The following is an 18516-nucleotide window of genomic DNA, read 5'->3' on the forward strand; positions in this document are numbered from 1 at the left end:
CCGCTGTTGGGTGTGGTTATTTTATGTCTATGCATTCAGGTGGCGATCCATGTCCGAGGTATATAGGAGGATTACCTAATTAAATGACGCTAATAATACGAACCAATTGACTATTTGCGCCATGTGGCTTTATTCGACGCGAGGGTAGGTGAGGCTATGTTTTGTATAGCCATTTGAGTTGCCATACAAGTGTCAAGAAAAAGGCGCCAGCTTAACGGCGTAAATCCATTAGATTTGCGCCCCGCCTTTCTGAACTTCAATTGCGGTCGACCATAATGCTTATTATTTTCAGTATCCACATATCGCCTACGCGACATCATTCGGTGTACTTGATTGCCGGGGGACTATGGTATGTTTTTCATGAGAACCATACTCACCAGCCATACTTGAGGCAGCCAAACGGATGACCATTCGACATACCTCTGCGGGCATCGCGCTCTTAGCTGCGCTCGTCCTGGCTCCACTGGTACATGCGAGCGAAGTAACATCAACCGAAGCCCGTGCTATCGCTAAGGAGGCCTATATCTTTGGCTACCCGATGGTAGACAACTACCGCATTTCCTACGCCTACTACGTGGACAAGAACGACCCAAACTTCAAGGCGCCCTGGAACCAGATCAAGAACATTAACCGCGTCTTTACCCCGGCCGATACTGCAGTACAAACCCCAAATTCCGACACGCCGTATTCCTGGGCGGGCCTGGATCTTCGTGCTGAGCCGATTGTGATGTCCGTGCCAGCGATCGAGAAGGCGCGCTATTACAGTATTCAGCTGTGGGATGCTTATACATATATTGCCGGCTATGCCGGATCGAGAACAACCGGCAATGAAGCCGGCAATTTTATGCTGGCCGGGCCAGACTGGAATGGCGAAACACCTGAAGGCATCAACAAGGTTTACAGGCTTGATACGCACTTCGGAGTCGTCGTGTTCCGTACCCAGCTGTTCGATCCGGCTGACATCGACAACGTCAAGAAAATCCAGGCGCAATACACTATGCAGCCGTTGTCTGGGTTCCTGGGAAGCACACCACCTGCAGCCGTTCCCGCCGTGGATTTCATCAAGCCCATCACCCAGGCTGAACAGAAAACGTCCCTGGAGTTCTTCAACATCATGAACTTCGTGCTGGGCTACAGCCCGACACTGCCCAGCGAGGCGGCGCTGCGGGAGCGCTTTGCCAAAATCGGCATCGAGGCAGGAAAAACCTTCGACCCCACCACACTCTCGCCCGAAATAAGGGCGGCCTTTGAACAGGGCCGCACCGACGCCTGGGAAATTTTTGCCGTTGGCGTAAAAGAATTGACCGAAGGAAAGCTGACCTCCGGAGATGTCTTCGGCTCCCGCGAAACCTTGAAGGACAATTACTTAAACCGCTGGCTTGGCACCATCGGCATCTACGGCAACGCCCAAGAAGAGGCGATGTATCCGATCTATCGCGCAGACAGCGAAGGCCAGGCCCTTAGCGGCGCTCATCGCTACACGCTGCGCTTTGCTCCGGGCAAGTACCCGCCGGTCAACGCCTTCTGGTCACTGACCATGTATGAGCTGCCGGCCAGCCTGCTGGTGGATAACCCGATCAATCGCTACCTGATCAACTCACCAATGCTGGCGAACATGACCAAGGATGCCGATGGCGGATTGACGATCTACATCCAGAGCGAATCGCCGGGCAAGGACAAGGAATCCAACTGGTTGCCCACACCCAAGGGGCCTTTTGCCACTTATATGCGCCTCTATTGGCCCAAAGAAGACGCGCTGAATGGCGCCTGGACCCAGCCAAAGCTGGTCAGAGCACAGTGAAACTTAGCGGCTAAGTAACCTCGTACATTGATGCTGCCCCTGGATGCAGAGTTATCCGGGACTGCAGCAAACGCTAAAAAAGCACCAACAAGGAAAGGTCCCCATGAGAATGTTCACACGCACCACCCGCTTGGGCAGCGCTGCCATAGCCGGCCTGCTACTCGCTAGCAGTGCATGGGCGCAGGTTGCTCCCACTGTCACCCCCACCGAGGCACGCGCCATCGCCAAGGAAGCCTACATCTACGGCAATCCGATGGTGGACAACTATCGGGTCCAGTATGCGTATTTCGTCGATAAGCAGAATCCCGAATACAAGACGTCGTGGAACCAGATCTTCAACATGGCGCGGGTATTTACCTCCGACGACGTAGCCGTTCAGACCGCTAATTCGGACACGCCCTATTCCTTTATCGGTATGGATCTGCGCACCGAGCCGCTGATTCTCACCTTGCCAGTGATTGAGAAAGAGCGCTATTTCTCGCTGCAGTTCATCGACGGGTACACCCACAACTTTGCCTACGCAGGGACCCGCACAACCGGCAACGACGGGGCCGTGCTTATGGTCGCAGGGCCGGACTGGCAGGGCGAGACTCCCGCAGGAATCACCAAGACGATGCAAGCGGAAACGCAGTTTGTCTTTCTGGGGTACCGGACTCAGCTGTTCAACCCCGCTGACCTCGACAACGTGAAGAAGGTCCAGGCCGGCTACAAGGTGCAGACACTCTCAGCGTATCTTGCTAAGCCCGCGCCCGAGGCCGCCCCCGAGATTTCCTGGATGACTCCCCTCTCGGCAGCCGAGCAGAAGACCTCACTGGAATTTTTCAACCTTCTCAACTTTGTCCTTGAATTCACCCCTACCGTGCCCTCGGAGCAACAGCTCAAGGCTCGCTTCGCCAAGATCGGCATCGAAGCTGGAAAGCAGATCGATTTCCAGGCCCTGTCGCCTGAAATGCAGCAGGCCTTTGCTGGCGGCATCGCCGACGCCTGGAAAGAGTTGGATCACCTGCTGAATACGGACGTCGCCTCGGGCAAAGTGACCAGCGGCGATATGTTCGGAACCCGGGAGGTACTCAAAAACAATTATCTCTTCCGCTTTGCCGGCGCGGTGTTGGGCATCTATGCCAACTCAAAGGAAGAAGCAATCTATCCGATGTATCGAGTGGATGCCGACGGTGACCCTATGGACGCGTCGAAGCACGATTACACCTTGCGCCTTGAGCCGGGTGAATATCCCCCGGTCAATGCGTTCTGGTCGCTGACGATGTACAACCTGCCCGAGAGCGTGATGGTGGCGAACCCTATCAACCGCTATCTGATCAACTCACCGATGCTCCCTGATCTCAAAAAGGACGCTGACGGTGGCTTGACGATTTACATCCAGAAGGACTCGCCCGGCCCAGACAAAGAGTCCAACTGGCTCCCGGCGCCCGATGGCCCGTTCTGGAGTTCCATGCGCCTCTACTGGCCCAAAGAAGCCGCAGTGAATGGTTCATGGACCCGGCCAAAGCTGGTCAAGGCACAGTGAAACAGAGCGGCTAAGTAACCTCGTACATTGATACTGCCCCTGGATGCAGAGCCGTCCGGGGCTGCACTCGAAATCAAGCACACAACAGGATTACTCCCAATGACTGCGTTTCCTCGCAATACCCTCAGTGTGGCACTGGTAAGCGTGCTTTCGCTTGCCATGCTATCAGCCTGCAACCAGGCCGAAGACACGGCAACCGCCCAGGCTCCAGCCGACACCACAGCAGCCCCTGGCACGGTGGCGACCGCCGCAGAGGCGGATGGCCTGACCACCGAGCAATTCAAAGCCATCGCCGAGGAAGGCTTTATCTATGCCCTGCCGCTGGTGATGAACTACGCGGTGATGCACGAATATGCCATCGACAAGGACGGCAGTCAGTTCAAGGCGCCGTTCAACCAGATCAAGAATATCCCTCGCGTGTACACCTACGAGGACACGGCGGTCGTCACCGCCAACAGCGACACGCCCTATTCCTTCGTGTGGATGGATCTGCGTGCAGAACCCATGGTGATCTCGGTTCCGGCCGTAGAGGACCGTTACTACTCGGTGATGCTCAACGATAGCAATACATACAACTACGGCTACATTGGCAGCCGTGCCACTGGTAATAAGGCCGGCAATTACATGGTCGTCGGCCCCGACTGGAAAGGTGAACAACCAGCGGGGATAGACAAGGTGTTCCACTCGCTTACACCGTTCACTCTCGCAGGCTTCCGCACCCAGCTTCTCAATGCCGCAGATCTGCCCAACGTGGAGGCTATCCAGGCCCAGTACAAAACTGAGCCGCTCTCGGTATTCCTTGGCCAGCCAGCTCCTGAGGCCGCAACGAAGATCGACTTCCTGCCCGCCACTACTGCCGGCATCAAGGAAAACTTCTGGAGTTACCTCGGCGCTGCGCTCCAATACATTCCTGAAGCCGAGGAAGACAAGGCCATCCGGGCCAAACTGGCCGCAATCGGTGTCGGCCCAGGCCAGACTTTCGCCATCAGCGCCCTGTCGCCCGAGCGTCAGCAGGCTATGGTCGAGGCAATGAAAGCCGGTGACGCTAAGATCGACACCTATCTGGCCTCCGGCATGAACGACATCAATGGCTGGCAGCTCGGCTCGTTGCCGGGTGACCAGGCGCATTACAACGGCGACTGGCTGATGCGTGCTGCAGCTGCCAAAGCGGGTATCTATGGCAACGATGCCGCCGAGGCCGTTTATCCATTAACCCGTGTCGATGTCAACGGCAATACCCTCGACACCAGCAAGCACAACTACACACTCACCTTCGCCGCTGAGCAGATGCCCCCGGTGAATGCGTTTTGGTCGGTGACCATGTACGACGGCAACACACAGTTGATGATCAAGAACCCGATCAATCGCTACCTGGTCAACTCCGCGATGGCGTCAGAAATGACCAAGAACGCAGACGGATCCGTGACCATCTTCATCCAGAAGGATTCGCCGGGCGCGGATAAGCAAGCTAACTGGCTGCCGGCACCGGATGGCACGGCCTATCCGGTTATGCGCTTGTACTGGCCCAAGCCGGCTACTGAGGCCCTGTCGGTCCTGCCTGTTGGCAAAGGCACCTGGTCGCCGCCAGGTATTGTCATTGCCGACTGATCCGGCCATGGCCTCTAAAGGACGGAGAACCAAGCAGCGACCGTGAAGTACACAAGGGGTAGCAGGACACTACCCCTTCATCGCTCAGCAAACAGGAACCTGCAGCCATGAATATACGCCCGCTGTGTTTTGCCACCGTTACCGCGCTCGCTCTCTCGCCACTGGCACAACTGGGCCTCAGCCGCAGTCAGCCAAGCCGAACTGGAGTCGATCTCGATTCCGGATCGGGTCGACACATCGATTGGTGAGTTGAACTTCTTCGACGACGTCTCAACCGACGCTACCATCGACAAGATTTATGACAACCTTGATCGCATGCGCGCAGTCGAGGTGTATCTCAACCACCAGGGTGCCGCATCGCTGTTTGCCATGCGCAAGGGCAATGCCGAAATCGGCGCGACCTCGAACAAGGTCACCATCATCGAGCAACTGTTAAAGCCGGCATCTGAATAGACTCTGATTTTGTAGATGATCAAATGACCGCTTCTGGCCGTTAACAGCCCATCCCAGTGCCGCTATTAATGCTCCTCTCAATCCCAGGCTCGGGTCGTGCCCATAGCGCTGGTCGCCGCGATTTGCCATGCGCGGCGTTGCCCGACAGAATCGCGCCCCGATTCGGCTAAAGAGCCGGACGTAGATGCTGAAAAGGGACTGCAGTTGAACGAACAGACATTGTCCATGCGCCTGGAGCGTGTGGCAGCGCATGTGCCGGCAGGGGCGCGGTTGGCCGATATTGGCTCGGATCACGCCTATCTGCCGGTGGCATTGCTGCGCCGTGGTGCCATCGAGGCTGCAGTGGCGGGGGAGGTGGCTTTGACGCCGTTTCACGCGGCTGAACGTAGCGTGCATGAGAGTGACCTGAGCCAGCGCATCAGTGTGCGCCTGGCTGATGGTTTGGCGGCGATTGAGGCGGTCGATGCAATCACGGCAATCAGCATCTGTGGGATGGGCGGTGAGCGGATTCGCGACATCCTCGACAGGGGCAAGGCGCGTCTAAGTGGCCAGGAGCGTTTGATCCTGCAGCCCAATGGCGGCGAGCAGCCACTGCGCCAATGGTTGATGGAAAATGGCTACCGCATCCTCTGCGAGGAGGTGCTGCGGGAAAACCGCTTTGCCTACGAAATCATCGTGGCCGAATGCTCCGGCCCGGTGACCTACAGCGCCGAGCAGCTGTACTTTGGCCCGCTGCAGATGCAGGCGCGCAGCCCGGCGTTCCTGGCCAAGTGGCAACGTATGCTGCGACTGAAGCAGCAGACCCTGGCCGACTTCGCTCAAGCCAAGCAGGTGGTGCCGGAGGAGAAAGTGCAGCAGGTTGCCAGGCAGACGCAGTGGATTATTCAACTGCTGGCGTGAGCCTGATTCAGGCGGCGAGTGGTGCTAACGGATCAATACTCGATATCGAGACCCACTGCTTGGCAGGGCGCTATTCCCTCGGGCTATAGGTGATTTTTCTGGTCGGTTGCAGTGTGTCGTCCAGGGCTACTGCCGATCAGCGCGGCGCCATTTTTTCGATTTACCTTGAGATTGTGTTGATCAACTTTTGGCCGGGAGTTGATGTGTGGATAACAGCTCATCGAGAACCCCTAAGTTGAAGTGCCGTTGCTGGGTTACTGCGAAGAATTGCTCTGCAATTTCCGGGATTTGTGCATAAAGCTCCAGCACACCAGCCTGCAATTCATCCTGCACCACCACGGCCGGTAGCAGCGCCACGTCACCAGAGTCACGCGCCAGCAGTCGAAGCATGGCCATATCGTCGACCTCGGCGCAGATGGTTGGGCTTAAACCATGACTGTCGCAAAACAACTCGAACTGGCTGCGTATATCGCTGCTGCGGCCTGGCACGATGAGGCGCACGTGCTGCAGGTCGCGTTGCAGGTCGAAAGGTGGCTGATCGATACGTGGAGGTCCTACCAGACACACCGATTGGCGATCCAATAGCTGACAACGCCAGGAGCGCTGTGCGTCGGAGCTAACCGGCGTGTTACTCAGCACAATGTCCAGCTTGTGCAGGGCGAGGCGCTCCAATAGCTCCGCCAGGCTGCCTGATTCCAAGGTTATATGCACATCGCGGCGGCCTAGAAACGGTCGCAGTAAGTTCTCTTGGAAATTACGCGAGAGGGTTGCAACCGCGCCGATACGCAGCTTTTGGTTAGTCTGCTGAGCGCCCTGCAGGGTCATTTGCAGTTCGTTGCCCAGGGCGAAAATACTTTCTGCGTAATCCAGAGCCAGACGGCCCGCCTCGGTCAGCAGCAGGTTTCGGCCTGAGCGAATGAATAGGGCGTAGCCGAGCTGCTCCTCCAAGGCACGAATCTGCGTCGAGAGTGCAGATTGAGCGACATGCAGCGATTGGGCGGCGCGGGTCAGGTTGCCTTCCTTGGCTACGGCCCAAAAGTAATGCAGGTGATGGAAATTCAGGCGGCGCATGGTTCGTTCTTTTTTAAGGATCGTTAAGTTCTATTCAATCTATTTTTATTAAAAAAGCAACTGCTAGAAACTGAACCTGCCAATCACCTGCGGAGGTTCTCTAATGTCTTTCTGGCTCCTTGAATTGAGCACCTTGCTGCCCTGGGTTTACCTGCTGGCAATACTGCTTGTGGCATTAAGCCCATCTACATCGTCAACTGAACGCCTCTGGTGGCCAGCTCGATTGGCCGGTTATGCGGGCTTTGTCGTGTTGGCAGCTGCTCTGTTGCAAGCCTTGTTGGACGAGCGTGACAGCGACCGCTTGGGGTTAGCCATGGCCACCCTGGTAAGCCTGCTGGCATTGGTCATCATCGACTTCTCGCAGCGCTACCTTGAGGGTGAGCCGGGGCAGCGACGCTATATTTTGGCGCTCCTCGGCACGTTGGCGGCAGTTGCAGTGGTCGTCACCAGCAACGACTTGTACCTGTTAGTTGCTGCCTGGATCATTTCCAGCCTGTGTTTACATCAACTGCTGACCTTTTACCGCGACCGCCCCATGGCCCAGGTCGTGGCCCACAAGAAATTTCTTGCCAGCCGCTTGGCTGATCTGTGCCTGATCATTGCGGCTGCGCTGTTGGTGCATGCCGGCGGCGATAGTGCGATTGCAGCGATACTGGATGAGGTGGCGCAGCGTCTGCAGACAAACGACGCCTTGGGTTGGGACCTGCAGCTGGCGACTGTGCTGCTGGTCTTGGCGGTGATTCTCAAGTCCGCTCAGCTGCCGGTTCACGGCTGGTTGATCCAGGTGATGGAAGCGCCGACTCCGGTTTCGGCATTACTGCATGCCGGCCTGGTCAACCTGGGCGGCTTTGTCCTGCTGCGTTTCGCCCCTCTGCTATCCGCTGCACCTGCGGCGCAAACCCTGCTGGTCGTAGTCGGTGGGGTGACGGCGGTGCTGGCCGGTCTCGTGATGATGACGCGCATCAGCATCAAGGTGCGCCTGGCGTGGTCTACCTGCGCGCAAATGGGTTTGATGCTGTTGGAGTGCGGTCTGGGTCTCTATGAATTAGCCCTGGTGCATCTGCTGGCTCACTCGCTGTACAAGGCGTATGCCTTCCTCAGTGCTGGTGAAACGGTTGCCCATGTGCGTCGGCACATGCTCCATCAACGCAGTAAACCCGTCAGCCTGAAGCTCGCTTTGTGGGCGCTGATTGTAGTTACGCTTTGGTTGGCGCTGCTGCATGGCCTCTGGAGCCTGCTGCTGCCATCGCATGCGCTGCCGCTGATGGCTCTGGTTATTTTGGCAATCGGTCTTGCGCCTTGGTGTTTGCGACTGAGTGGCGCGTTGCACAGTCTGGGCATGCTCACGCTTTTGCTGGGCGGATATTTGCTCTGGCATATGGCCGCCGCGCGGGTGCTGGGCACCAGCCCTGCGCCGAGTGAGTTGCAGCAGTATCTGGGGGTGTTCGCACTGCTGCTGTTTGTCAGCCTTTACGCGCTGCAAACCTTGGTCATTGCGCAACCGGCAGGCGCACTCGCCCGGCGACTGTACCCCCTGGCGTTCGCCGGTTTCTATCTGGATGAACACTTTACCCGCCTGACTTTCCGCCTGTGGCCGTTAATCCGGTCGCAGCCCAATACGTCTGCAACTGGAGAAAGCCTGTGACCGCGCTCGAACACATCACCCGCATCGATGAGGCTGCTCTGCATGAACTCGCTCGGCAGGCCTGCGAACGTATTGCGCCGACCTGGCCGCTGGACCGCATGATTGCCGTTAACCCACTCTGGGAGCGGCGTGATCAGCCATGGGCAGCCGTTGCCGAACAGCTCTGGCGGCGCGCGGGCAGCCGTTTGACCCTCACGCCGGCAGACTATCGCCTGGCGTGGCAGAGCGGACAAATCAGCGAGCGCCATCTGGAGCTGGCGCTGGCTGAAACATCGCAGCAGTGGAGCCCGGCGCAGTTGCTGCAGTTTATCGAGCAGCCAACCGGGATCGCCCAAGGCCTGCCGCTGCTGGAAGATATGGCTGCGGCCGAGATGACTGTGCCCGGCTGGCCAGCGTTGATCACCCAGCAAATCGGCCAAAGCTGCGCCGCCTGGTTTGACGATCAGCAGTCCGACTGGCGCCCAGCGAAGCAGCTCAGCCTTTACCAGGCCTGGCGTGAGTCAATGTTGCAAGACCGTGGCTTGAGCGTGCTCAGTGCTTGCCGCGCGCTGGGTGAACGGATCGCGGAGTTACCGCTGCAGCCGCAGGATGCTCTAGCGGCGGCGGTTGAGCATTTAGGCCTTGCCGAAGATGAGCTGCATGAGTGGTTTGATTGTTTGCTGCTGCGTAGTCTTGGATGGGCGTCCTGGTGCGCTTATCAGCGTTGGCAAGCACGCCTAGAAGGCGGCGACAATTCGGTTATGTTGGAACTGCTGGCTATTCGAGCAGCCTGGGAGTGGCTGGTGGACGACCGCCAGCGAGATGCTGGCAGTTGCTGGCATGCGTGGCGCGCCGCCTGGCAAGCGGCGCGCGGCCAGGCCCCCTCGTTGCAGTGGCAAGCGCTGCAACTGTGGCAACGGGCCGAAGAGATAGTCTGGCAGGAGCAGCTGCAAGGCATGCTGCGGCAGCCCGTTAAGCCAGCGGCAGGAGCTGCGCCGATTGCACGGGTGTTCTTCTGTATTGATGTGCGCTCCGAGGTGCTGCGTCGTGCCCTTGAAGAGGTTTGCCCACAGGTCCAGACCGGTGGTTTTGCCGGGTTCTTTGGCCTGCCAATCGCCTACACCCCGTTGGGCACGCAAGCCGCTCGGCCACAACTTCCGGGATTGCTGGCTGCGCAGTTGGCCGTCACCGACAGCAGCGGCAACGCTGTCCGTGACAAAGCGTTAGCCGCGTTACGCAACAAGCGCTTGGCCCGTGCGGGGCACTGGCAGCTATTCGAGCGCCTGCCTGCCTCGACTTTTACCCTGGTTGAAGCGCTTGGGCTGGGCTATGCCGGTGCACTGCTGGGGCGCGTGGGCGGGCTTTTGGCCCGCCCACCTGCACCTGACCGCAACGCATTGCGGCCAAGCGAGTGGCAACAGTTGCAGCCTGCGCTACCCGTGATCGCGCTTGAGCAGCGCACGAGCGTGGCGGCGCGTATCTTGCGCGCCATGAGCCTCACGCATGACTTCCCTCCGCTGATCATATTGCTGGGGCATGGCAGCCAGAGTGCCAATAACCCGCAAGCGGCGGGCTTGGACTGTGGCGCCTGCTGCGGCCAGAGCGGCGAGATCAATGCCCGTTTGTTGGCCGATTTGCTCAATGATGCGGAGGTGCGCAAAGCCCTGCTCCAGGAAGGTATCGACCTGCCGGAGGAGTGCCGGGTGCTGGCCGGGCTGCATAACACCACTACCGATGAAATTCAGGTGTTTGCCAGCGAGTTGTTACCGCCGCATCTGCATTCGGCCTGGCGGACACTGCGTAAAGCCCTTGATGACGCCAGCGAACGTGCTCGGCGCGAACGTGCCAGCTTGCTAGGGCTGGCACACATGGCCGAAGAACCGGCAAAACTGTTAAACAGCTTGCGCCGGCGTGGCGCTGACTGGGCGCAGACTCGGCCCGAGTGGGGGTTGGCTGGCAATGCCGCATTTATCGCTGCGCCGCGCGCTCGCACCTATGGGCAGAGCTTGCAAGGGCGGGCCTTTTTGCATGACTACGATTGGCAGCAGGATACCGGCGGTAATGTGCTGGAGCTGATCATGATGGCACCCATGGTGGTGGCAAACTGGATCAACCTGCAGTACCTGACCTCCACCACTGACAACCTGCGGTTTGGTAGCGGCAACAAGGTGCTGCATAACGTGGTTGGCGGCCGCATTGGTGTGTTCGAGGGCAATGGCGGCGATTTGCGCATCGGTCTTGCGCAGCAGTCGCTGCATGACGGTAAACGCTGGGTTCATCGGCCACTGCGGCTGACCGTGGTGATTGAAGCACCGCAGAGCATGATTGATAAGGTTATCGCCGAGCATGCTGCAGTCCGCGATCTGGTGATGCACGGCTGGCTTTATCTACTGCGCATTGACAGCGATAACAGCGACACCTTGGAGCGTTGCACGGCTGAGGGTTGGCAACCGCTACCGGGTTGAGGTTTTAAGGCCGCGCCAGCATGGCGCGGCCTTATTTAGAAGTAGCCTTCAATCTTCTTCTTTTCCATCGAGCCGTCCTGGTCGTGATCAATGATCCGGCCTTGGCGTTCAGAGGTTCGTGTCATCAGCATTTCTTGAATAATCTGCGGTAAATCAGTCGCGGTGGACTCCACTGCGCCGGTTAATGGGTAGCAACCCAGGGTGCGGAAACGCACCCAGCGGGTCTCGATACTGGCGCGTTGTTCGGCGGTCAGGTGCGGCAGGATGCGTTCATCATCAATACAGATCAGCGTGCCATGCAGCTCCACAACCGGCCTTGGTGCCGCTCGGTAGAGGTCGACGATCTCGATGTTCTCAAGGTAGATGTACTGCCAAATATCCAGCTCGGTCCAGTTAGACAAGGGGAATACACGCAGGCTCTCTCCAGATCCGACTTTCGTGTTGTAAAGCTGCCAAAGCTCGGGGCGTTGCTGCTTGGGGTCCCAGCGATGATTGCTATCGCGAAATGAACATACGCGCTCCTTTGCCCGTGATTTCTCCTCGTCGCGGCGTGCTCCGCCGAAGCAGGCATCAAAACCATACTGATCCAGCGCCTGTTTGAGCGCTTCGGTTTTCATCACGTCTGTGTATTTAGCCGAGCCCACCGAGTAAGGCGTGATACCTAAGCGTTCCCCGTCCGGATTGATATGCACGCGCATGTTTAGGTTCAAGCGCTTGGCCAGGAAGATCGTTACTAATCAGGAATTCCGTTGGCCCTTGGGGCGTCGCCCTGATGACTATCCGGGGCTTTCGTAGTTGGGGCTATCCGTTCATCCACACGAGCGCGCAGCACAAGAGTATTGCGGCTTCAGCTTATTCCAGCAGCTCTGCCGCGACCTTTTTCAACATAAAGGTCTCGCGCTGAATAGATTGCCCCATGGAGGACTCCTGACGCTGCATGACGCTCTGGTTATGGGCGATGGCTTCGTGAAGGTCGATCCAGACGGGGCGCATGCCGTTGGCGATCTCGTGGCTTTCCATCCGCACGGGCTGTAATTGCGGTGCTACTTCGCAGTGGTAAAAGTGCGAGGTCATGTGCATCAGATCGTATTGCGGCTTCCAATAGGGCCGGTACTCTTCGATATAGCCATAGTTCTGCACTATTCGAATGTCACGGGCGCCAGTCTCTTCTTCCAGCTCACGGGTGAGCCCAGCAATGATGTCCTCGCCGGCATCAAGCCCGCCGCCAGGGAAGCTGAAGTCGTTGTAACGCTCAGTGAACAACAGCAGGATCTGCTCATTGCGCAGCACGATGCCGCGCGCGGCATGACGCCGGAATACTCGGCCCTGGGTGGATTTAAGTTCGGGGTGAATCAGTTCGGTAATCAGCTGCATAGCGTCGTCAAATCAAGCAATGGGTAAAAGCCGAGCCTCAATAGCTCGGCATTTCAAGTGGATTAAGCGTTCTGGTCGGTTTTGCTGGCGCACTCAATGCACAGCGGTGTTGCCGGGTCGAAGTTCAACCGGCCGATGGCTATGGCTTCGTCGCACTGCGCGCAGTAACCATAATGACCTTCGTCGATACGGCGAAACGCCGCTTCGATGCGCAAGCGTTCACGTCTGCCTCGTTCTCGGTTGGCATCCAGCATGGCTTGCTGTTGCAGGGCATCCATGCGCGAGAGTCGACCCACTTTGCTCTGGTCCAGCTCGACGGAGTCTCGCGATTGCGCAGCAATCTCAAGGCCCTCCAGCTCTGTCAGGCGAGCCTGCAGCAGACCTCGGAAATGCGTCAGATCAATCTCATCGCTCATTGTCTGTGCCTTTCAATACAGGAGCAGCAGAATGGGGAGCCGTCGTTGATGGTCAGCGCTGTGCGCAATGGCGCTGGCGGAGCAGCAACAGGCAGCAGCGCTAGAAAGCGGATGAGTGTCCTATGGCGGGGTAACTGCCAGCGTGGAACAGCAACCAATCATCGCTTCGGGGGGGCTTTCCGGCATCGGCTCGTGGGTGGGTGGGCCGAAATATTAGCAGCTGTACCTCGTCGTTATGGTGATTTATTGACCAGATGTTGCAGCGGTGTTCGTATTCAGTCTTATCTGGGCAGGTAAGTGCGCTAGATTTTCTGCGGTGTTCAGCGCCATCTCCAGCAACCGAAATAATAGTCAAGATGTTATTCACGATTGCATCGGTGAGCTCACTGGGCGATCATTCGCCGACTGCCGGGGTATGTCCTTTGGCCACTTTCTTTTAATCTGCGTTGAGCTAGACCCTTGTAAGAACCCGCCAAGCACCCCTCCGCCATGCCTCCATCCCTGAGGTCTGTGTCTAGTCGACGCCTGCGCACATGCAGGCTTCGTACGTGTTTGTGTGAATATGGTTTTTTTCAATGCACTCTAAGAAGTTTGGCTTTCTGCCTTCAGCCCTGGCTGCTGTTTCCCTTGTTGCTGTGTTCGCCTGCGCGTGGTGGCTGAACCCTGAACGCCCTATCTCTGGCTTTGCTGTTGCGGCAATACCCGGTGAAATCATCGGCAGTACAGCGGCTCCCTTCTATAACAGCCGCTTCGCGTCTTCGGATCTTGAAGAGTTTGTTCACGCGTCATCGGTGGCGTCTTTGCCTGATGGCGGGCTGATAGCCGTCTGGTTTGCCGGCTCCCGAGAGGGGGCGGCGGATGTTCAGGTGCGCGGCGCGCGTTACGACGCGAAAACGGCGGAGTGGGGTGCTGAGTTAGTGCTCGCCACACGGGAGTCGACTCAGCACGCGCTCCAGAAACACATACGCAAACTGGGCAACCCCGTCATTGCGCTAGCTCCGGACAATCGCCTGTGGCTGTTCTACGTTTCGGTGTCGATTGGCGGCTGGGCCGGTAGCGCGATCAATGCCATGTACTCGGATGATTTCGGCGCAAGCTGGTCGACGCCGAAGCAGCTGATCACCACGCCTTTTCTGAATATCAGCACCCTGGTGCGTAATGCGCCGGTGTTCCATAGCGACGGCACGATTGGCCTGCCCGTCTACCATGAGTTCCTGGGCAAGTTTGCCGAGTACCTGTACATCAGTCCGTCGGGTGTTGTGCTCGATAAAAGCCGTATCAGCAAAGGCAAGCATTCCCTGCAACCCACCGTCGTGCCTATGGACGAGCACAATGCCATTGCGATGTTGCGCTATGCCGGTGACGCCCATCACAAGGTACTCGCCAGCCGCACCGACGATGCAGGGCAAACCTGGAGTGAGCCGTATGCGCTTGACCCCTCCAACCCCAACTCTTCGCTTGCGGCGGTAGCCACCCCCAACCATGGTTTGCTGGTGGCGCTGAACGATCTTGAGGACGGACGCTTTCGCCTGCGCCTGATGGGCACTGACTTCAGTCTCGATGAATGGAAGCAGGTCATTGATGTTGATGAGTCGCCTGATCTGCAAGGCAACCCATTCAGCCCTGAGGCGTATCGGGAAATCATCGGCGATAAGTTTCGCCTCTCCAGTGGGGCAGGTCGACTGGGCCTGGTCGACGAGTTCCTGACCAAACTGGATTACCGCGTGTGCTCGAAGCACGGCTGTGATTTTGAGTACGAATACCCGTACTTCATTAAGGGTGCCGATGGTCTCTACCATCTGGTTTATTCGTGGAATAACACCTTTATCAAACACGTCAGCTTCAATGATGCCTGGCTAGAGGAGCAGCTCTAATGCTTGAACTTTGGCAAGCGCACCTGACCTTTGCGCTACTCGCGTTTGTTCTAACTCCGGGGTTTGGACTCCGTCCGGGTCTGCAGGCTCTGCGCCTGCTGGTGCTGCTGGGGATCAGTTTTATTTCCGTAGACGGTCTCCCGCTGGCGGCCTATATGCGTAGCTTCACCGATGACGTGGCGATCACCACGCTGGTGGCGCTGGCATTTGCTGCTGCAGTGCGTATGGGGCTGGCGACGCGGCTGGAGCAGACGACTCGTTTACAGCTGCTGATCCTGATGGCAGCGCTGGCACTCGTTCTGTACCCGGCGACGATGGGCCTGAGCTACGTTGACCCTTACCGGCTGGGCTACAACCCGCGCCCGTTGATCATCGCTATCGGTGTGGTGACCCTGGCGCTGCTGGTGCTGCGCAATTGGCTGGGGGCCTGCATGCTCGGCCTGGCGACCTTGGCCTTTAGCCTGGGCCTCAAGCCCTCGCCGAATTACTGGGACTACCTGATCGATCCTTTTATCGCGTTGTACTGCTGGGGCGCGCTGATCGGTTATGTCGCGAAGAAGATCGTGCGCTGGCCGTCCGCGCAGCGCGAGGTGAAATTGCCGATCCGCCTCTGATGGCGACACAGCACTGTTTTGTCGGTTTGATTATTTGAGGGTTGGATGATGGGTTGGCTTCACTCGCGGCGCTTGCACTACTGGTTGGGTGCAGTGGTAATTCTGTTCGTAGCGCTGGCGGCATTGCGCGGGTTGTTTTTTATCGGCTTCTCGGGGTTTGCAGCCAGCGCACTCAGCGAGGTTGAGGCAGTGCAGCAAACCCTCGGTATCGGGCTGCGTTTTGACCTGCGCCTGGCCATCTTGCTGATGCTGCCCGTTGCCCTGCTGGCATGGTTGCCCAAATGGAACCTGACGCGTTCGCGCGCTGTTCGCTGGCTGGCGCGGCTGTACCTGGCACTGGCGCTCGGCGCGGTGTTGCTGGTGTATATCATCGACTTCGGTCACTACGCCTACCTGGGTGTGCGTATCAATGCCACCGTGCTGCGCTTTCTTGAAGACGCGCAGATTTCCACCGATATGGTCTGGCAGACCTATCCGGTGGTGTGGATCAGCCTTGGCTGGGCTGCGGCCACCGCACTGGTTTGGTGGCTACTGCTGCGCCTGGAGCGAGTGACCCTGGACCGCCCGGCCAAGCCGATCAGCCGCCTCTCGCTGACCTGGGGCAGCACCTTGATGGTTGTGCTGGTCTTGCTTGGCATTCTCGGCCGCGTCGAGAGCATCAACCTGGAAAACCCGGTGCCCCTGCGCTGGAGCGATGCCTTCTTCTCCGGAGACAACCAAATTTCAGCGCTCGGCCTGAATCCGGTGATCTTCCTCTACGACACCTTGCGGGTGCCCAACGAGCCTTACGACCGCGAGCAGGTTGCGGCGCATTACGATGTCGTCAGCCGCTACCTGGGTGTCGATCAGCCCGATGCGCAGAGCCTGAATTTCAATCGCGAACAGGCACCCCAACCCTATGCCATTGCCGGTAGCCCGCCGCCGAATGTGGTGTTCGTGATGCTCGAATCCCTCGGCACCAGCGCCGTGGGTGCTTACGGCAACCCGCTGAACCCAACGCCGAATATTGATCGGTTGGCCAAGCAGAGCTGGTTCTTCAAGAACTTCTATGTGCCGGTTACCGGCACGGCGAAAACCGTCTGGGCCAGTATCTCCGGTGTGCCTGATGTTTCCCGCGCTGAGACCTCGACGCGCAATCCGTTGATCACGCGCCAACACACGCTGATCAATGCGCTGCCGGGCTATGAAAAGTTTTACATGATCGGTGGCAATTCCGGCTGGGCGAATATGAACGCCCTGATTCGTCAGAGCATCGACAACGTGCAGCTGCTTGAGGAGCGTCATTGGACCTCGCCCATGGTGGACGTTTGGGGCGTTTCGGATCTTGACCTGTTCAAGGAAAGCGACCGCATCCTGCGTCAGCAAGCCGCTGGCAAACCCTTCTTCGCCTATATCCAGACGGCGGGCAACCATCGCCCCTTTACCATCCCTAAACAGAACGACGGTTTTGAGGTGCTCGATCTGCCGCTGGAAACCGTGCAGAACGCCGGCTCGCGCAGCGTTGAGCAATACAACGCAGTACGCCTGCTGGACTTCAATATCGGTCGTCTGATGGAGATCGCCAAAGAGGGCGGTTGGTACGACAACACCATCTTCGTCATGTTTGGCGACCACAACACCCGCATCAGCCAGATCCCCCACATGCCGCCGGCATTCGAGAAGCTTGGGCTGGAAAGTAACCATGTGCCGCTGCTGATCCATGCACCCAAACTGCTGGAACCAAGGGTGATCGAAGAAGCCGTGGGCTTGGTCGACCTGCTGCCCAGCGTGCTCGGCATGGCCGGCATGGAGTTTCGTAACGGCGCGCTGGGCCGTGACATTCAGCAGCCAGCACCGGAAGGCGAGCGCGTGGTGCCGCTGGTATTGCGCGAGGGCACCTTCCCGCTGATCGGGGGCGTGACCAAAGACTTCCTCCTGCAAATGCAACACGACGGCAGCGAGCCGACCTTGCATGACCTGGCCTCGATGGAACCGCTAGAGAACGTTGCCGACCAGCACCCAGAAGAGTTTCGTCGTTTGAGCGAGCTGACCCGTGGGCTGCATGAAACATCGCGTCTGATGCTTTACCAGAACGTCCGAAAAGACTGAGCAAACGCCGGGCGCACTGCCCGGTGTGGCGGTTGATTACTGCATACAAACGGGATTGACGCCTTGCGCGCCAGTCCCGTTTTTTGTGTTGGCCGCTGGGGCGTGGGCGTAGGGCGTCCATTGCGCTAAGCGAGTTTGGTTGCGCCCTCGAAACGCTCGTGAGGGGTTGAGGTGACGTTAATTTTCCAGGGAAGATCATGGACATTCGATCAACGCAAACAAAAGACTGGGCGCTATTAAAGCAAGTCCGACTTGCCGCGCTTTTGGACGCGCCTACGGCGTTTGCCGTGAGTTATCAAACCGCCGCCGCATACAGTGACGAACAGTGGAAAGACAGGGCCTCATCGGCCGGAACAGAGTTCTGGCTGGCCTTCGAGCAAGACCGACCTGTCGCCATGGTGGGTGCTGTAGTCAGTGGCGCGCAGCGCTTTAGCCTGATTGGAATGTGGGTTGCACCGGCTGCACGAGGCTCTGGTGTAGCCACTCGGTTGGTAGAAGCAGTGAAAAATCGCGCGACGGAGAAAGGCTTTGATCGCGTCTACCTGGAAGTATCCACCGACAGTGCAAGAGCCGCGAATTTCTATCTGAAGCAGGGTTTTGCTTTCCTGGATGAATGGGAGCCGCTCGATAGTCATCCGCATATTACGGTTCAGACGATGCTCTGGATTCAGAGCTGATTTACAGCGTTCCCTGCTGGCTGGGC

The 18516-nt window shown here is 58.0% G+C and carries 14 protein-coding genes and 1 pseudogene; 11 read left to right on the forward strand and 4 right to left on the reverse strand.

Annotated elements, in window-relative coordinates:
• Positions 1–403: 403 nt before the first annotated feature.
• The 5 genes from AC0T4W_RS05385 (at position 404) to AC0T4W_RS05405 (ending at position 6287) form a co-directional block, all read left to right on the forward strand.
• Positions 404–1801: a DUF1254 domain-containing protein gene (locus AC0T4W_RS05385; RefSeq protein ID WP_476317084.1), complete on the forward strand. Its 1398-nt coding sequence runs from the start codon at positions 404–406 to the stop codon at positions 1799–1801.
• Positions 1802–1904: 103 nt separating this feature from the next.
• Positions 1905–3326, forward strand: a complete 1422-nt coding sequence (locus AC0T4W_RS05390; RefSeq protein ID WP_476317087.1) for a DUF1254 domain-containing protein — start codon at positions 1905–1907, stop codon at positions 3324–3326.
• A gap of 99 nt (positions 3327–3425) precedes the next feature.
• Positions 3426–4934, forward strand: a complete 1509-nt coding sequence (locus AC0T4W_RS05395) for a DUF1254 domain-containing protein (RefSeq protein WP_476317090.1) — start codon at positions 3426–3428, stop codon at positions 4932–4934.
• A 129-nt stretch (positions 4935–5063) separates the two neighbouring features.
• A complete protein-coding gene (locus tag AC0T4W_RS05400; protein ID WP_476317093.1) occupies positions 5064–5387 on the forward strand; it encodes a hypothetical protein in 324 nt (107 codons plus the stop codon).
• 204 nt (positions 5388–5591) lie between these two features.
• Positions 5592–6287: a tRNA (adenine(22)-N(1))-methyltransferase gene (locus AC0T4W_RS05405; protein ID WP_476317096.1), complete on the forward strand. Its 696-nt coding sequence runs from the start codon at positions 5592–5594 to the stop codon at positions 6285–6287.
• A gap of 180 nt (positions 6288–6467) precedes the next feature.
• Here AC0T4W_RS05405 and AC0T4W_RS05410 read toward each other — a convergent pair whose 3' ends face one another.
• Positions 6468–7358, reverse strand: coding sequence for a LysR family transcriptional regulator (locus AC0T4W_RS05410; protein ID WP_476317099.1), 891 nt, complete (start codon positions 7356–7358; stop codon positions 6468–6470).
• 103 nt (positions 7359–7461) lie between these two features.
• On the opposite strand from AC0T4W_RS05410, the gene AC0T4W_RS05415 reads away from it, so the two are divergent.
• Together AC0T4W_RS05415 and AC0T4W_RS05420 are read left to right on the forward strand one after the other, a co-directional pair.
• Positions 7462–9003: an NADH-quinone oxidoreductase subunit L gene (locus tag AC0T4W_RS05415; protein WP_476317102.1), complete on the forward strand. Its 1542-nt coding sequence runs from the start codon at positions 7462–7464 to the stop codon at positions 9001–9003.
• Positions 9000–11447 (forward strand): YbcC family protein, encoded by a 2448-nt coding sequence (locus AC0T4W_RS05420; RefSeq protein ID WP_476317105.1) that lies wholly within the window; start codon positions 9000–9002, stop codon positions 11445–11447. The genes AC0T4W_RS05415 and AC0T4W_RS05420 overlap by 4 nt, the downstream gene beginning before the upstream one ends.
• Before the next feature lie 35 nt (positions 11448–11482).
• Here the strand turns inward: AC0T4W_RS05420 and cysD are convergent.
• The 3 genes and pseudogenes from cysD to AC0T4W_RS05435 form a co-directional block, all read right to left on the reverse strand.
• Positions 11483–12169: pseudogene (cysD, locus tag AC0T4W_RS05425) on the reverse strand (sulfate adenylyltransferase subunit CysD); the annotation flags it as partial.
• 130 nt (positions 12170–12299) lie between these two features.
• Entirely contained in the window at positions 12300–12821 is a 522-nt protein-coding gene (locus AC0T4W_RS05430) for an NUDIX hydrolase (protein WP_476317108.1), read from the reverse strand.
• 62 nt (positions 12822–12883) lie between these two features.
• Positions 12884–13237, reverse strand: a complete 354-nt coding sequence (locus AC0T4W_RS05435; RefSeq protein WP_476317111.1) for a TraR/DksA family transcriptional regulator — start codon at positions 13235–13237, stop codon at positions 12884–12886.
• Positions 13238–13812: 575 nt separating this feature from the next.
• On the opposite strand from AC0T4W_RS05435, the gene AC0T4W_RS05440 reads away from it, so the two are divergent.
• From AC0T4W_RS05440 to AC0T4W_RS05455, 4 genes are all read left to right on the forward strand, one after another.
• A complete protein-coding gene (locus AC0T4W_RS05440; RefSeq protein ID WP_476317114.1) occupies positions 13813–15111 on the forward strand; it encodes a sialidase family protein in 1299 nt (432 codons plus the stop codon).
• Positions 15111–15725 carry a hypothetical protein gene (locus AC0T4W_RS05445; protein WP_476317117.1) on the forward strand — a complete coding sequence of 205 codons (615 nt, stop codon included), beginning with the start codon at positions 15111–15113 and terminating at the stop codon, positions 15723–15725. Before AC0T4W_RS05440 ends, AC0T4W_RS05445 begins: the two co-directional genes overlap by 1 nt.
• A 48-nt stretch (positions 15726–15773) precedes the next feature.
• Complete coding sequence (locus tag AC0T4W_RS05450; protein WP_476317120.1) at positions 15774–17813, forward strand: LTA synthase family protein; 2040 nt, start codon at positions 15774–15776, stop codon at positions 17811–17813.
• Positions 17814–18010: 197 nt separating this feature from the next.
• Positions 18011–18490 (forward strand): GNAT family N-acetyltransferase, encoded by a 480-nt coding sequence (locus AC0T4W_RS05455; protein ID WP_476317123.1) that lies wholly within the window; start codon positions 18011–18013, stop codon positions 18488–18490.
• Positions 18491–18516: the final 26 nt, after the last annotated feature.

The sequence above is a fragment of the Pseudomonas sp. C7.1 genome (assembly GCF_056312395.1).

Coding starts and splice junctions, on each gene's coding strand:
- AC0T4W_RS05415 (WP_476317102.1), top strand. CDS start 7,462: ATGTCTTTCTGGCTCCTTGAATTGAGCACCTTGCTGCCCTGGGTTTAC.
- AC0T4W_RS05450 (WP_476317120.1), top strand. CDS start 15,774: ATGGGTTGGCTTCACTCGCGGCGCTTGCACTACTGGTTGGGTGCAGTG.
- AC0T4W_RS05395 (WP_476317090.1), top strand. CDS start 3,426: ATGACTGCGTTTCCTCGCAATACCCTCAGTGTGGCACTGGTAAGCGTG.
- AC0T4W_RS05435 (WP_476317111.1), bottom strand. CDS start 13,237: ATGAGCGATGAGATTGATCTGACGCATTTCCGAGGTCTGCTGCAGGCT.
- AC0T4W_RS05410 (WP_476317099.1), bottom strand. CDS start 7,358: ATGCGCCGCCTGAATTTCCATCACCTGCATTACTTTTGGGCCGTAGCC.
- AC0T4W_RS05430 (WP_476317108.1), bottom strand. CDS start 12,821: ATGCAGCTGATTACCGAACTGATTCACCCCGAACTTAAATCCACCCAG.
- AC0T4W_RS05445 (WP_476317117.1), top strand. CDS start 15,111: ATGCTTGAACTTTGGCAAGCGCACCTGACCTTTGCGCTACTCGCGTTT.
- AC0T4W_RS05455 (WP_476317123.1), top strand. CDS start 18,011: ATGGACATTCGATCAACGCAAACAAAAGACTGGGCGCTATTAAAGCAA.
- AC0T4W_RS05385 (WP_476317084.1), top strand. CDS start 404: ATGACCATTCGACATACCTCTGCGGGCATCGCGCTCTTAGCTGCGCTC.
- AC0T4W_RS05440 (WP_476317114.1), top strand. CDS start 13,813: ATGCACTCTAAGAAGTTTGGCTTTCTGCCTTCAGCCCTGGCTGCTGTT.
- AC0T4W_RS05390 (WP_476317087.1), top strand. CDS start 1,905: ATGAGAATGTTCACACGCACCACCCGCTTGGGCAGCGCTGCCATAGCC.